Source organism: Pseudomonas sp. WS 5503 (genome assembly GCF_012985385.1).
Lineage (GTDB): Bacteria > Pseudomonadota > Gammaproteobacteria > Pseudomonadales > Pseudomonadaceae > Aquipseudomonas > Aquipseudomonas paracarnis.
In genome coordinates, this window is the sequence record NZ_JAAQWI010000004.1 from 263533 (window position 1) to 276922 (window position 13390).

The 13390-nt window shown below is 62.5% G+C and carries 16 protein-coding genes; all 16 read left to right on the plus strand.

Annotated elements, in window-relative coordinates; genetic code table 11:
- The first annotated feature begins 12 nt into the window (after window positions 1-12).
- The 16 genes from fliE (at window position 13) to fliQ (ending at window position 13389) form a co-directional block, all read left to right on the plus strand.
- Window positions 13-342 carry a flagellar hook-basal body complex protein FliE gene (fliE, locus tag HBO10_RS13085; RefSeq protein WP_003192959.1) on the plus strand — a complete coding sequence of 110 codons (330 nt, stop codon included), beginning with the start codon at window positions 13-15 and terminating at the stop codon, window positions 340-342.
- A 16-nt stretch (window positions 343-358) separates the two neighbouring features.
- Entirely contained in the window at window positions 359-2134 is a 1776-nt protein-coding gene (fliF, locus tag HBO10_RS13090) for a flagellar basal-body MS-ring/collar protein FliF (protein WP_014719351.1), read from the plus strand.
- Entirely contained in the window at window positions 2127-3143 is a 1017-nt protein-coding gene (fliG, locus tag HBO10_RS13095) for a flagellar motor switch protein FliG (protein WP_003192957.1), read from the plus strand. The genes fliF and fliG overlap by 8 nt, the downstream gene beginning before the upstream one ends.
- A 10-nt stretch (window positions 3144-3153) precedes the next feature.
- Entirely contained in the window at window positions 3154-3918 is a 765-nt protein-coding gene (fliH, locus tag HBO10_RS13100) for a flagellar assembly protein FliH (RefSeq protein WP_014719350.1), read from the plus strand.
- Complete coding sequence (fliI, locus tag HBO10_RS13105) at window positions 3908-5266, plus strand: flagellar protein export ATPase FliI (RefSeq protein ID WP_034126786.1); 1359 nt, start codon at window positions 3908-3910, stop codon at window positions 5264-5266. Before fliH ends, fliI begins: the two co-directional genes overlap by 11 nt.
- 3 nt (window positions 5267-5269) lie before the next feature.
- Window positions 5270-5719: a flagellar export protein FliJ gene (gene fliJ / locus HBO10_RS13110; protein ID WP_034126787.1), complete on the plus strand. Its 450-nt coding sequence runs from the start codon at window positions 5270-5272 to the stop codon at window positions 5717-5719.
- 183 nt (window positions 5720-5902) lie between these two features.
- Complete coding sequence (locus HBO10_RS13115; RefSeq protein WP_034126788.1) at window positions 5903-6208, plus strand: STAS domain-containing protein; 306 nt, start codon at window positions 5903-5905, stop codon at window positions 6206-6208.
- Complete coding sequence (locus tag HBO10_RS13120; RefSeq protein WP_034126789.1) at window positions 6205-7923, plus strand: fused response regulator/phosphatase; 1719 nt, start codon at window positions 6205-6207, stop codon at window positions 7921-7923. The genes HBO10_RS13115 and HBO10_RS13120 overlap by 4 nt, the downstream gene beginning before the upstream one ends.
- Before the next feature lie 30 nt (window positions 7924-7953).
- Window positions 7954-8301: an Hpt domain-containing protein gene (locus HBO10_RS13125; RefSeq protein ID WP_014719347.1), complete on the plus strand. Its 348-nt coding sequence runs from the start codon at window positions 7954-7956 to the stop codon at window positions 8299-8301.
- Window positions 8302-8385: 84 nt separating this feature from the next.
- Window positions 8386-9693 carry a flagellar hook-length control protein FliK gene (locus HBO10_RS13130; RefSeq protein ID WP_034126790.1) on the plus strand — a complete coding sequence of 436 codons (1308 nt, stop codon included), beginning with the start codon at window positions 8386-8388 and terminating at the stop codon, window positions 9691-9693.
- Between the two features lie 253 nt (window positions 9694-9946).
- A complete protein-coding gene (gene fliL / locus HBO10_RS13135; protein WP_019818373.1) occupies window positions 9947-10447 on the plus strand; it encodes a flagellar basal body-associated protein FliL in 501 nt (166 codons plus the stop codon).
- A gap of 9 nt (window positions 10448-10456) precedes the next feature.
- Window positions 10457-11425 carry a flagellar motor switch protein FliM gene (gene fliM / locus HBO10_RS13140; RefSeq protein WP_014719344.1) on the plus strand — a complete coding sequence of 323 codons (969 nt, stop codon included), beginning with the start codon at window positions 10457-10459 and terminating at the stop codon, window positions 11423-11425.
- A 43-nt stretch (window positions 11426-11468) separates the two neighbouring features.
- The gene (fliN, locus tag HBO10_RS13145; RefSeq protein ID WP_003192941.1) at window positions 11469-11936 is read left to right on the plus strand and encodes a flagellar motor switch protein FliN; all 468 of its coding nucleotides are present in this window, start codon (window positions 11469-11471) and stop codon (window positions 11934-11936) included.
- Window position 11937: 1 nt separating this feature from the next.
- Window positions 11938-12372: a flagellar biosynthetic protein FliO gene (gene fliO, locus HBO10_RS13150; RefSeq protein ID WP_034126791.1), complete on the plus strand. Its 435-nt coding sequence runs from the start codon at window positions 11938-11940 to the stop codon at window positions 12370-12372.
- Window positions 12372-13115, plus strand: a complete 744-nt coding sequence (gene fliP, locus HBO10_RS13155) for a flagellar type III secretion system pore protein FliP (RefSeq protein ID WP_003192937.1) — start codon at window positions 12372-12374, stop codon at window positions 13113-13115. Before fliO ends, fliP begins: the two co-directional genes overlap by 1 nt.
- A 4-nt stretch (window positions 13116-13119) precedes the next feature.
- Entirely contained in the window at window positions 13120-13389 is a 270-nt protein-coding gene (gene fliQ / locus HBO10_RS13160; RefSeq protein WP_003192936.1) for a flagellar biosynthesis protein FliQ, read from the plus strand.
- Window position 13390: the final 1 nt, after the last annotated feature.

Sequence of the window (13390 nt, forward strand, 5' to 3'; positions counted from 1 at the left end):
AGAGAGAAGGTCATGAGCCAGGGTATTGAGTTCAATCGGTTGATGTTGGATATGCGCGCCATGCAAATGGATGCCATGGCTCAACCGAAATCCGTCGCGCCAGCGCCGGAATTGGGCCAAAGCAATTTTGCCGACATGCTCGGTCAGGCAATCAATAAAGTCAGCGATACCCAGCAGGCGTCCAGCCAGTTGGCGACGGCCTTCGAGATCGGTAAAAGCGGTGTGGACCTCACCGATGTGATGGTCGCCTCGCAAAAGGCCAGTGTGTCCTTCCAGGCCTTGACCCAAGTGCGTAACAAGCTGGTTCAGGCGTATCAAGACATCATGCAGATGCCGGTTTAAGGACGAGATTTAAGTCATGGCTGAAGCAGTCTCCGACAACCTCCCCGCCAAGGCCGACGGCAAACCGCCGTTATTTGGCCTGTCGTTCCTGGAAAACCTCTCGGAAATGACCATGCTGCGTCAGGTGGGCCTGATGGTGGGCCTGGCCGCCAGCGTGGCGATTGGTTTTGCCGTGGTGCTGTGGTCGCAGCAACCCGATTACCGCCCCCTGTACGGCAGCCTGTCGGGCATGGATTCCAAGCAGATCATGGAAACCCTCGCCGCCGCCGACATCGCCTACACCGTGGAGCCCAACTCGGGCGCCTTGCTGGTCAAGGCTGATGACGTAGCCCGCGCGCGGATGAAACTGGCCGCCGCTGGCGTGGCGCCGTCCGACAGCAACATTGGTTTTGAAATCCTCGACAAGGACCAGGGTCTGGGCACCAGCCAGTTCATGGAAGCCACCCGCTATCGTCGTGGCCTGGAAGGCGAACTGGCGCGCACCATTTCCAGCCTCAATAACGTCAAGGCCGCCCGTGTGCACCTGGCGATTCCGAAAAGCTCGGTGTTCGTGCGTGACGAACGCAAGCCCAGCGCCTCGGTCTTGGTCGAGCTGTTTGCCGGCCGCTCCCTTGAGCCTGGCCAGGTACTGGCGATCGTCAACCTGGTGGCAACCAGTGTTCCCGAATTGAGCAAGTCGCAAATCACCGTGGTGGACCAGAAGGGCAACCTGCTGTCTGACATGGCCGAAAACTCCGCGCTGACCCAGGCCGGCAAGCAGTTCGACTACAGCCGCCGCATGGAAAGCATGCTCACCCAGCGCGTGCATAACATCCTGCAACCGGTACTGGGCAACGACCGCTACAAGGCTGAAGTGTCGGCCGACGTGGACTTCAGCGCCGTCGAGTCCACCTCCGAACAGTTCAACCCGGACCAGCCGGCCCTGCGCAGCGAGCAGTCCACCAGCGAACAACGCACCGCCAGCAATGGCCCCCAAGGTGTGCCAGGCGCCCTGAGCAACCAGCCACCCGCGCCGGCCTCGGCACCGCAAACCACTGGTGGCGCCGCCGCCACCGCTGGCGCGATCCAGCCTGGCCAGCCGCTGTTGGACGCCAACGGCCAGCAGATCATGGACCCGGCCACCGGCCAGCCGATGCTTGCGCCATACCCTGCGGACAAGCGTAACCAGTCCACCAAGAACTTCGAACTCGACCGTTCCATCAGCCACACCAAGCAGCAGCAGGGCAAGATCAATCGCCTGTCGGTGTCGGTGGTGGTCGATGACCAGGTCAAGGTCAACCCTGCGGACGGCGCGGTGACCCGTGCGCCTTGGACGGCTGACGAACTGGCGCGCTTCACTCGTCTGGTGCAGGACGCTGTTGGCTTCGACGCCAGCCGTGGCGACAGCGTCAGCGTGATCAACATGCCGTTCTCCGCCGAGCGCGGTGAAGTGATCGCTGACCCGGCGTTCTACACCCAGCCGTGGTTCTGGGACATCGTCAAGCAAGTGCTGGGGGTGCTGTTCATCCTGGTGTTGGTGTTCGGCGTATTGCGCCCGGTGCTCAACAACATCACCGGCGGCGGCAAGAAGCAACTGGCGCTGGCCGGTGGTGACGTCGAGTTGGGTGGCATGGGCGGCCTGGACGGCGAACTGGCCAACGACCGCGTCAGCCTCGGCGGCCCGCAAAGCATCCTGTTGCCAAGCCCGAGCGAAGGCTATGACGCTCAGTTGAACGCAATCAAGAGTCTGGTGGCAGAAGACCCGGGCCGTGTGGCTCAGGTCGTGAAAGAGTGGATTAACGCAGATGAATGATCGAGCCGCTGTGGCCAAGCTGTCCCGGGTCGACAAAGCCGCCGTGCTGCTGCTGTCCCTGGGTGAAACCGACGCTGCCCAAGTGCTGCGCCACATGGGCCCTAAAGAGGTCCAGCGAGTGGGCGTGGCCATGGCGCAGATGCGCAATGTGCACCGCGAGCAAGTCGAGCAGGTGATGAGCGAGTTCGTCGAGATCGTCGGCGACCAGACCAGCCTGGGCGTCGGCTCCGACAGCTACATTCGCAAGATGCTCACCTCGGCCTTGGGCGAAGACAAGGCCAACGGCCTGATCGACCGCATCCTGCTGGGTGGCAACACCAGCGGCCTGGATAGCCTCAAGTGGATGGAACCGCGGGCAGTGGCCGACGTGATCCGCTATGAGCACCCGCAGATCCAGGCGATCGTGGTGGCCTATCTCGACCCGGACCAGGCCGGTGAAGTGCTCGGGCACTTCGACCATAAAGTGCGCCTGGACATTATCCTGCGTGTGTCATCGCTGAACACTGTGCAACCGGCGGCGCTCAAAGAACTCAACACCATTCTGGAGAAGCAGTTCTCCGGCAATTCCAACGCCTCGCGCACCACCCTGGGTGGCATCAAGCGCGCAGCCGACATCATGAACTTCCTCGACAGCTCGGTCGAAGGCCAGTTGATGGACTCGATCCGCGAGATCGACGACACCCTGTCCGGCCAGATCGAAGACCTGATGTTCGTGTTCAACAACCTGGCCGATGTCGACGACCGTGGCATCCAGGCGCTGCTGCGCGAAGTGTCCTCGGACGTGCTGGTGCTGGCGCTCAAGGGCTCGGACGAAAACGTCAAAGAAAAGATCTTCAAGAACATGTCCAAGCGCGCCTCGGAGCTGTTGCGCGACGACCTGGAAGCCAAGGGCCCGGTGCGCGTCAGCGACGTGGAAACCGCCCAGAAGGAAATCCTCACCATTGCCCGCCGTATGGCCGAAGCCGGAGAAATCGTTCTCGGCGGGAAGGGCGGCGAAGAAATGATCTAAGGCGCCTTGCATGTCGAATAAAGATGAGGCGCCCAGCGATCTGATTCGCGCACGGGATGTCGGTGGTTTCGACATCTGGTCGCTGCCCAGTTTCGACCCCCATGTGCCGGAACCCGAGCCTGAACCGGTTGAAGAACCTCCGGCAGAGATGGAAGAAGTGCCACTGGATGAAGTCCAGCCACTGACCCTCGAAGAGCTGGAAACCATTCGTCAGGAGGCCTACAACGAAGGCTTCGCGGCGGGGGAAAAAGACGGTTTTCGCAGCACCACCCTCAAGGTTCGCCAGGAAGCCGAGGCGGCGCTGGCCACCAAGCTGGGTAGCCTGGAGCGCTTGATGGGCAACCTGTTCGACCCTATCGCCGAACAGGACTCGCAGCTGGAAAAATCCATGGTTGGCCTGGTGCAGCACATCGCGCGCCAAGTGATCCAGCGCGAACTGGTGCTCGATTCCAGCCAGATCGAAGGCGTGATGCGCGAAGCCCTCAAGCTGCTGCCCCTGGGCGTCGGCAATGTGCGGCTGTACATCAATCCGCAGGATTTCGAACAGGTCAAGGCCCTGCGCGAGCGTCATGAAGAAACCTGGCGCATCGTCGAAGACGCTTCGTTGCAGCCCGGTGGTTGCCGCGTCGAAACCGAGCACAGCCGCATCGATGCAACGGTGGAAACCCGTATCAGCCAGATCATGGCCAAGTTGTTTGATCAACTGCATGAACAGGCCCTGCATCCCGCCGAGCCTGACCTGAGCGTTGACCTGGACGCCACCGATGCGCCTTGATCGCACCAGCTTCGCCAAGCGCCTGGGCAGCTACGCCGAGGCTACTGAGTTGCCGGGCCAGCCGGTTCTCGAAGGGCGTCTGTTGCGCATGGTCGGCCTGACTCTCGAAGCCGAGGGCCTGCGCGCCGCCATGGGCAGCCGCTGCCTGGTGATCAACGACAATAGCTACCACCCGGTGCAAGTCGAAGCTGAAGTGATGGGCTTTTCGGGCAGCAAAATTTTCCTGATGCCGGTCGGCAGCCTCACCGGCATTGCCCCCGGCGCCCGCGTGGTGCCGCTGGCCGACACTGGCCGCCTGCCCATGGGCATGAGCATGCTGGGCCGCGTACTCGACGGTGCCGGCCGTGCGCTGGACGGCAAGGGCGGCATGAAGGCCGAAGACTGGGTGCCGATGGACGGCCCCACCATCAACCCGCTCAAGCGCAACCCCATCAGCGTGCCGCTGGACGTGGGCATTCGCAGCATCAACGGTTTATTGACGGTCGGTCGCGGCCAGCGCCTGGGCCTGTTCGCCGGTACCGGCGTGGGTAAGTCGGTGTTGCTGGGCATGATGACGCGCTTTACCGAGGCCGACATCATCGTGGTGGGGCTGATCGGCGAGCGGGGCCGCGAAGTGAAGGAGTTCATCGAGCACAGCCTCGGTGAAGAAGGGCTCAAGCGTTCTGTTGTCGTCGCTTCTCCGGCAGACGATGCACCGCTGATGCGCCTGCGTGCGGCGATGTACTGCACGCGCATCGCCGAATATTTTCGCGACAAGGGCAAGAACGTCCTGTTGCTGATGGACTCCCTCACGCGTTTCGCCCAGGCCCAGCGCGAGATCGCTTTGGCCATCGGTGAGCCGCCCGCGACCAAGGGTTACCCCCCGTCGGTATTTGCCAAGCTGCCCAAGCTGGTAGAGCGTGCCGGTAATGCCGAAGCCGGCGGTGGCTCGATCACCGCGTTCTACACCGTGTTGTCTGAAGGCGACGACCAACAGGACCCGATTGCCGACTCGGCCCGGGGCGTGCTCGACGGCCACATCGTGCTGTCGCGGCGCCTGGCGGAAGAGGGGCATTACCCAGCCATCGATATCGAAGCGTCCATCAGCCGGGTGATGCCGGCGGTGGTCACGCCGGAGCATATGGCCCGTGCCCAGCAGTTCAAGCAGCTGTGGTCGCGTTACCAGCAAAGCCGTGACCTGATCAGCGTCGGCGCCTATGTGGCCGGTGGCGACCGCGACACCGACCTAGCCATCGCCTTGCAGCCGCAACTGGTGACCTACCTGCGCCAGGGTCTCAACGACAAGATCACCATGGGCGAGAGCCAGTCGCACTTGCAGTCTATCTTCGCCCCGGCGCCGGGCGGCTAAGCCATGGCCAACAGCCGCGCCGCACGCCTGGCCCCGGTGGTGGACATGGCCGAAAAGGCCGAGAAAGCCGCCGTACAGCGCCTGGGCTACTTCCAGGGCCAGGTGCGGTTGGCCCAAAGCAAGCTGGGCGACCTGGAGCGTTTTCGTGGCGAGTACCAACAACAGTGGATCGAGCGCGGCAGCCAGGGTGTTTCTGGCCAGTGGCTGATGGGGTACCAGGGCTTTCTCAATCAGCTTGAAACCGCCGTCGGCCAGCAACGCCAGAGCCTGGCCTGGCACGAGACCAACCTCGACAAAGCCCGCGAGGCTTGGCAACAGGCGTTTGCCCGGGTCGAGGGGCTGCGCAAGCTGGTGCAGCGCTACATCGACGAAGCGCGAGCCATCGAAGACAAGCGCGAGCAAAAACTGCTCGATGAATTGTCCCAGCGCCTTCCCCGCCCAGAACAGTTCTAACCGGCACCACAAATCCAGTGTGGGAGCTGGCTTGCCTGCGATGGCGGTGGTTCAGTTAAAGATTCAGTGGCTGACACGCCGCCACCGCAGGCAAGCCAGCTCCCACAGTTGATTCACTGTGTTGCTCAGATGCTCTTCAACTGCTACACCTTGTGTCTAGTGCAATGACAAGGAAGCAGTCACATGTCAGTCGAGTCAGAAGTATCCCTGGACGGGAAGAAGTTGACGATCGCAATCAAGGGCCGGTTCGATTTCGGCAGCCACCAGGCGTTTCGGGAAGCCTACGAGCGTTTCTACAAGGTCCCCGAGACCTATATCGTCGACCTCAAGGATGCCACCTATATGGACAGTTCAGCCCTCGGCATGCTGCTGTTGTTACGGGATCATGCCGGCGGTGATGACGCCGAAGTCAGAGTGATCAACAGCAGCAACGACGTGCGCAAGATCCTCGCCATCTCCAACTTCGACAAACTGTTCGATATCAATTGAGCGCCCTGGCCCCTGTCCTGGAGGCGCTGACCATCCTGATCGCCGAAGACAGCGCCGCCGACCGCCTGTTGCTGGCGAGCATCATCCGCCGCCAGGGCCATCAGGCGCTGACTGTCAGCAATGGCGCCGAAGCGATTGAGGTGTTTGCCCGCGAGCGTCCGCAACTGGTGTTGATGGACGCACTGATGCCGGTCATGGATGGCTTTGAAGCCGCGCGGCAGATCAAGCAACTGGCGGGGGAGGCGCTGGTGCCGATCATCTTCCTCACGTCGCTGCGCGAAAGCGAAGCCCTGGCCCAGTGCCTGGACGCCGGCGGCGATGACTTTCTGCCCAAGCCCTATAACCCCTTGATCCTGGCGGCCAAGATCAACGCCATGGACCGCCTGCGCCGCCTGCAAGCCACGGTTTTGCAACAGCGTGACCTGATCGCCAGGCATCACGAACACCTGATGCATGAGCAGCGGGCGGCCAAGGCGGTGTTCGACAAGGTCGCCCATTCCGGTTGCATCAACGCCGCGCCGAATATCCGCTACCTGCAATCGCCTTATGCGTTGTTCAACGGTGACCTGTTGCTGGCGGCCTACACACCGTCCGGCGATATGCACGTGCTGCTAGGGGATTTCACTGGCCATGGCTTGCCGGCCGCTATCGGTGCCATGCCCCTGGCCGAGGTGTTCTACGGCATGACCGCCAAGGGCTACGGCCTCACGCAGACCCTGCGGGAAATGAACGCCAAGCTCAAGCGCATCCTGCCGGTAGACATGTTCTGCTGTGCCACCTTGCTGTGCCTGAGCGCCCAGCGGCGTGCGGTGGAGGTGTGGAACGGCGGCATGCCCGAAGGCTATGTGCATGAAGTCGCCACGGGCAGGCGCACGCCATTGATGTCGCGGCACCTGCCGTTGGGGGTGTTGTCGGCAGAGGCGTTCGATGACAGCACCGAGGTCTGGCCCATGGCGTTGGGCGACCGGGTATTCCTGCTCTCCGACGGCGTGCTGGACACCGCTGACGCCAACGATCAACTGTTCGGTGCCGAGCGCTTGCAGCAGGTGTTCGCCGCCAACCGCGAGCCCGACCGCCTGTTCGAGGACATCGAGCAGGCCCTGGCGGCCTTTCGCGGCCAGGCGCGCGATGACGTCAGCATGGTCGAGATCACGTTGCAGGCGGGCCAGCCATTGCGGGCGGCCGAGCCGATGTATGCCGACAGCGGCCAGTCGTGCCCGCTGGATTGGTCGGTGAGTTTCGAATTTCGCGCCCAGACGCTCAGGACCTACAACCCGTTGCCGTACCTGCTGCAACTGCTGTTGGAGATCCATGGCCTGCGTGCGCAGAGCGGGGCGCTTTACAGTGTGATGGCCGAGTTGTATTCCAACGCGCTGGAGCATGGCGTGCTGGGCCTGGACTCACGCCTCAAGCGCGATGCCCAAGGGTTTGCGCAGTATTATCGCCAGCGCCATGAGCGCCTGGCGCAGTTGGACAGCGGCTATGTGCGCGTGCATATGCAGGTGGTGCCCACCGACAAGGGCGGCAAACTGACCTTGCGCCTCGAAGACAGCGGGCAGGGTTTTGATGTGGAGCAAGAGCTGGCGCGCCCCGTGGACATCGACCGTCTGTCTGGTCGGGGACTGAGCCTGGTGCGTCAACTGAGCAGCGCTGTAGGCTGGTCCGATGGCGGGCGCACTGTCTGCGTGGAGTTTTGTTGGGCGGCTCTGGCATAATCCGCCGATTCTTGATCAAGGAGCGAGCAAGTGGCTGAGATTCATATGGACCCCGAGGTGTTGTCGGGTTTGCAGGAAGTCATGGAAAGCGAATACCCCACGCTGCTGGACACCTTTCTGCATGATTCTGAAGAGCGCGTGCAAGCGCTGCGCAAGGCGCGGGACGACGCCAAGACGTTGGGGCGCATCGCACACAGCTTCAAGGGCAGCAGTGGCAACTTGGGGGCGCTGCGGTTGGCAACGTTGTGTGAGCGGTTGGAGACCGAGTCCTTCAAGTCTGCTTCCGACTTGGGGGCGTTGGTGGATCAGATTGATCGTGAGTTTGCGCTGGTTCGGCCGCTTTATGAGCATGAACGGGAGCGGTTTTCTGGGGTTTGATATTTTATCGGCCTGACTTGGCCCGACTCTTGCTCTACCTCCACAGACTGCATTCCCGACCCCATGCAGTGGAGACCCTTACTTATGCCAGTCGCTCCCAATTCGCTTCTTCAGGCTGCCGCTGCGGCCAAGCCTCAAGCGCCGGCCGCCACGCCTGCCGTAGCGCCTGCGGCTCCGCGGGACAAGGGCGCTGGCTTCGCTCAAGTGTTTGCCAAACAAGCTGCCAAGCCGCAGGCCAAGAGCGACGACGCGCCAGCCAAACCGGTGCGCGACAAGGCTTCTGATGCCAGCGCCAAACCGGCCGCCGGCGACGATAAACCTGCCGCCAGCGCGCCAGCGGTTGCCGATAGCGGCAATCCCTTGCCTGCCAAGCCGGCCAAGAGCGACGACCACGCTGACAGTGAAGGCGAGCAACCTGCCGACCCGTCCCTGGCGTTGCAACCGGTTGCCGACCCGGCGCTGGTTGCTACCGTGACGCCTGTGGCGGTCCCTGTGCCGGTACAAGCGCCTGCCGTCACGGCCGCAGATGACAACGCCCAGCCGCCGCTCATTGCGGTAACCGAGGAGCCCAAGCAGCCAACCTTCGACCCTGAGGCCGACCCGCTGGATTCGATGCCGGCCGTGCGCCTGGCGATGGAGCAGGGCGGTCATGTCTCGGCCAGCAGCCAGGCGCCGCAGAAAGCCGCGCCCACCACCCAGGACCAGCCGACCGCCGCGCAGAGCTTTGCCGCCGGCCTGGCCAACATGGTCGACCAGCAAGCCACCAAGGACAGCACCGACCAGGGAGGCGACAAGGCCTTCGGCGCGCTGATCGATGACGGCCTCAAGGACCTCAAGAACGCCAGCAGCGACACCCGTGTGGATGACTTCGCCAACCGCCTGGCGGCGCTGACCCAGGCGGCCACGCCGAAAACCGCGAATGCCTTGCCGCCCGTCCCCAATGCGCCCCTGGCCATGCACCAGAGCGGCTGGACCGAGGAGGTGGTCAACCGCGTGATGTATCTGTCCAGCGCCAACCTCAAGTCGGCTGAGATCCAGTTGCAGCCCGCTGAGCTGGGGCGCCTGGACATCAAGGTCAACATGACGGCGGACCAGCAGGCCCAGGTCAACTTCATGAGCGGCCATGCGGTGGTGCGTGAAGCGCTGGAAAGCCAGTCTGGCCGTTTGCGCGAGATGTTTGCCCAGCAGGGCATGGGGCAGGTGGATGTGAATGTCTCCGACCAGTCGCGGGGCCAGGACCAGCAGCAACAGCAGAGCCAGGCGCGAGGCGTCAGTAGCAGCGGCAGGCGCGCTGACAGCGGCGACGCCGGTGGCCCTGTGGATGTGGCCGAAGTGGCAGCGCCCGTGAGCCAGAGCGTGATCGGCTCCAGCGCCGTCGACTACTACGCCTGACTTCCTGCTCAAACCCGGTCAGTGGCTGATCGTTCCCACGCTCTGCGTGGGAATGCCGCCCCGGACGCTCCGCGTTCCGAAGTCGGCGATGTTTTCGACCATTGCACACGGTGACGCGAAGCGTCACAAGATGCATTCCCACGCAGAGCGTGGGAACGATCATCTTCCTGCGCCTGCCAGACAACTCTGGCATAACACTTGCTCTTGCCTTGCCATAGATCTACGAATCCCCGAATAGTGACGGATTATTGGCATGGCGAAGAGCGACGACGCAGCAACTCCCCCCGCAGGCAAAGGCAAGCTCAAGCTGATCCTGTTGATTGTGCTGGGCCTGCTCCTGGCGATCGGTGCCTCGGTGGGCGGCACCTGGTACATCATGCACAGCAGTGCGAGCAAACCGGCGCCCACCGCCGAAACTGCCACGAACGTCAAGCAACCGGCAATCTTCGAGCAGATGCTTCCGGCCTTTGTCGCCAACTACAACCAGAATGGTCGTCAACGCTACCTGCAGGTGAGCATCACCTTGCTGGCGCGCAACCAGGCGGACCTGGATGCCCTCAAGGTGCATATGCCGGTGATCCGCAACAACCTGGTGATGCTGTTCTCCGGGCAGAGCTTCGACAGCCTGGCCACGCCAGTCGGCCAGGAAATGTTGCGCCAGAAGGTCACTGCCAGCGTGCAGGAAGTGGCCCAGAAAGAACTCGGCAAAGTCGTGGTCGAGCAGGCGCTCTTCACTAACTTCGTATTGCAGTAGGATCACGACATGGCCGTGCAAGACCTGCTGTCCCAGGATGAAATCGACGCGCTGTTGCATGGCGTGGACGATGGTCTGGTACAGACCGAAATGGCTGCCGAACCCGGCAGCGTCAAAAGTTATGACCTGACCAGCCAGGATCGCATCGTGCGGGGACGCATGCCGACCCTGGAGATGATCAACGAACGCTTTGCCCGCTACACCCGCATCAGCATGTTCAACATGTTGCGCCGCTCGGCGGACGTGGCCGTGGGCGGCGTGCAGGTGATGAAGTTCGGTGAATACGTGCACTCGCTGTACGTGCCCACCAGCCTCAACCTGGTCAAGATCAAGCCGTTGCGCGGTACCGCGCTGTTCATCCTCGACGCCAAGCTGGTGTTCAAGCTGGTGGACAACTTCTTCGGTGGCGACGGCCGTCACGCCAAGATCGAAGGGCGTGAATTCACCCCCACCGAACTGCGGGTGGTACGCATGGTGCTGGAGCAGGCCTTCATCGACTTGAAGGAAGCCTGGCAGGCGATCATGGAAGTCAATTTCGAGTACATCAACTCGGAAGTGAACCCGGCCATGGCCAACATCGTCGGCCCCAGCGAGGCCATTGTGGTGTCGACCTTCCACATCGAACTCGATGGCGGTGGCGGCGACCTGCACGTGACCATGCCTTACTCGATGATCGAACCGGTGCGCGAAATGCTCGACGCCGGCTTCCAGTCCGACCTCGACGATCAGGACGAACGCTGGGTCAAGGCCCTGCGCGAAGACCTGCTGGACGTCGACGTGCCGCTGAGCGCCACCGTGGCCCGCCGTCAGTTGCGCCTGCGGGATATTTTGCACATGGCGCCTGGGGACATCATCCCCGTCGACTTGCCGGAAGAGTTGATCATGCGCGCCAACGGCGTGCCGTCATTCAAGGTCAAGCTCGGTTCCCACAAGGGCAACCTGGCGCTGCAAGTGGTTGAGCCGATCAACCGCCGCTGATTCAACCCCAATTCATGATTGTTTGCTGCGCCGAGGACATGTAATGGCTACCGAACACGAAAACACTTCCGCCGAAGACCAGGCCCTGGCTGACGAGTGGGCTGCGGCCCTGGAAGAAACCGGCGATGTTGGCCAGGACGACATCGACGCGCTGCTGGCCGCCGACGCCGCCACCGCGCCGGCCGGCAACCGCCTGGCCATGGAAGAATTCGGCAGCGTGCCGAAGAACAACGACCCGGTGAGCCTCGATGGCCCGAACCTGGATGTGATCCTCGACATCCCGGTGTCGATTTCCATGGAAGTGGGCAGCACCGAAATCAACATCCGCAACCTGTTGCAGCTCAACCAGGGCTCGGTGATCGAACTGGACCGCCTGGCCGGCGAGCCATTGGACGTGCTGGTCAACGGCACCCTGATTGCCCATGGCGAGGTGGTGGTGGTCAACGAGAAGTTCGGCATCCGCCTGACCGACGTGATCAGCCCGAGTGAACGCATCAAGAAGTTGCGCTGAGATGAAGTACTCGATGGCGGGACTGTTGCTGGCGCTGCCATTGAGCGCCTTGGCGGCCGAGCCGGTGGCGCAGGTGGCTGCGGCGCCAGCGGTCGGCAGCGTCGGCGGGCAGTTGACGCAACTGGTGCTGGGCCTGTTGCTGGTGATCGGCCTGATCTTCCTGCTGGCCTGGTTGATGCGCCGCGTGCAGCGCATCGGCCCGGGCAACGGCCAGGTGATAGAGCTGGTGGGCTCGCGCGCCCTCGGCCCGCGTGATCGGCTGGTGCTGGTGCAAGTGGGCGAAGAGCAGATCCTGCTCGGCATCACCCCCGGCCGCATCACCCCGCTGCATGTACTCAAGACCCCGGTGGACGCGGTCAAGACCGAAGCCGCCACGCCAGAATTCGCCCAGCGCCTGATGGAGTTGCTGGGCAAGGATCAGAAGGATAAGAAGTAATGCGCGTTTTGTTGACGCTCATGCTGTTGCTGGCCGCGCCGATGGCCCTGGGCGCCGACCCGTTGTCGATCCCGGCGATCACCCTGGGCACCAACGCGGCGGGCGCCCAGGAATATTCGGTCAGCCTGCAGATCCTGCTGATCATGACGGCGCTGAGTTTCATCCCAGCGTTCGTCATGCTGATGACCAGCTTTACGCGGATCATCATCGTCTTCTCGATCCTGCGCCAGGCCCTGGGCCTGCAGCAGACGCCATCGAACCAGATCCTCACCGGCATGGCGCTGTTTTTGACGCTGTTCATCATGGCGCCGGTGTTCGACAAGGTGAACCAGCAAGCCCTGCAACCTTATCTGGCGGAAAAGCTCACAGCCCAGGATGCCATCGACAAGGCTCAGGGCCCGATCAAGGACTTCATGCTGTCGCAAACCCGCTCCAGCGACCTTGAGCTGTTCATGCGACTGTCCAAGCGCACCGACATCGCCACTCCGGACCAGGCGCCGCTGACCATCCTGGTACCCGCGTTCGTCACCTCCGAATTGAAGACCGCGTTCCAGATCGGTTTCATGATCTTCATCCCGTTCCTGATCATCGACTTGGTGGTGGCGAGCGTGTTGATGGCCATGGGTATGATGATGCTGTCGCCGCTGATCATCTCGCTGCCGTTCAAGATCATGCTGTTTGTGCTGGTGGACGGTTGGGCGCTGATTATTGGCACCCTGGCCGGCAGTTTCGGAGGGGTATAGCGCTATGACGCCAGAAGTCGCCGTCGACCTGTTCCGCGAAGCGCTGTGGCTGACCACCCTGATGGTCGCCGTGCTGGTGGTGCCGAGCCTGTTGGTCGGCCTGCTGGTGGCGATGTTCCAGGCCGCCACCCAGATCAACGAACAGACCCTGAGCTTCCTGCCGCGACTGCTGGTGATGCTGGTGACCCTGATTGTCGCCGGCCCGTGGCTGGTGCAAACCTTCATGGAATACATCCTGCAGTTGTACGGCAGTATTCCGCAGTTGATCGGCTGAG

Excerpts from the sequence above, each read along its gene's own strand:
- fliQ (WP_003192936.1), top strand. The coding sequence starts at position 13,120 with ATGACGCCAGAAGTCGCCGTCGACCTGTTCCGCGAAGCGCTGTGGCTG.
- fliH (WP_014719350.1), top strand. The coding sequence starts at position 3,154 with ATGTCGAATAAAGATGAGGCGCCCAGCGATCTGATTCGCGCACGGGAT.
- fliG (WP_003192957.1), top strand. The coding sequence starts at position 2,127 with ATGAATGATCGAGCCGCTGTGGCCAAGCTGTCCCGGGTCGACAAAGCC.
- HBO10_RS13115 (WP_034126788.1), top strand. The coding sequence starts at position 5,903 with ATGTCAGTCGAGTCAGAAGTATCCCTGGACGGGAAGAAGTTGACGATC.
- fliL (WP_019818373.1), top strand. The coding sequence starts at position 9,947 with ATGGCGAAGAGCGACGACGCAGCAACTCCCCCCGCAGGCAAAGGCAAG.
- fliO (WP_034126791.1), top strand. The coding sequence starts at position 11,938 with ATGAAGTACTCGATGGCGGGACTGTTGCTGGCGCTGCCATTGAGCGCC.
- fliJ (WP_034126787.1), top strand. The coding sequence starts at position 5,270 with ATGGCCAACAGCCGCGCCGCACGCCTGGCCCCGGTGGTGGACATGGCC.
- fliN (WP_003192941.1), top strand. The coding sequence starts at position 11,469 with ATGGCTACCGAACACGAAAACACTTCCGCCGAAGACCAGGCCCTGGCT.
- fliE (WP_003192959.1), top strand. The coding sequence starts at position 13 with ATGAGCCAGGGTATTGAGTTCAATCGGTTGATGTTGGATATGCGCGCC.
- fliM (WP_014719344.1), top strand. The coding sequence starts at position 10,457 with ATGGCCGTGCAAGACCTGCTGTCCCAGGATGAAATCGACGCGCTGTTG.
- fliF (WP_014719351.1), top strand. The coding sequence starts at position 359 with ATGGCTGAAGCAGTCTCCGACAACCTCCCCGCCAAGGCCGACGGCAAA.
- fliP (WP_003192937.1), top strand. The coding sequence starts at position 12,372 with ATGCGCGTTTTGTTGACGCTCATGCTGTTGCTGGCCGCGCCGATGGCC.
- fliI (WP_034126786.1), top strand. The coding sequence starts at position 3,908 with ATGCGCCTTGATCGCACCAGCTTCGCCAAGCGCCTGGGCAGCTACGCC.
- HBO10_RS13130 (WP_034126790.1), top strand. The coding sequence starts at position 8,386 with ATGCCAGTCGCTCCCAATTCGCTTCTTCAGGCTGCCGCTGCGGCCAAG.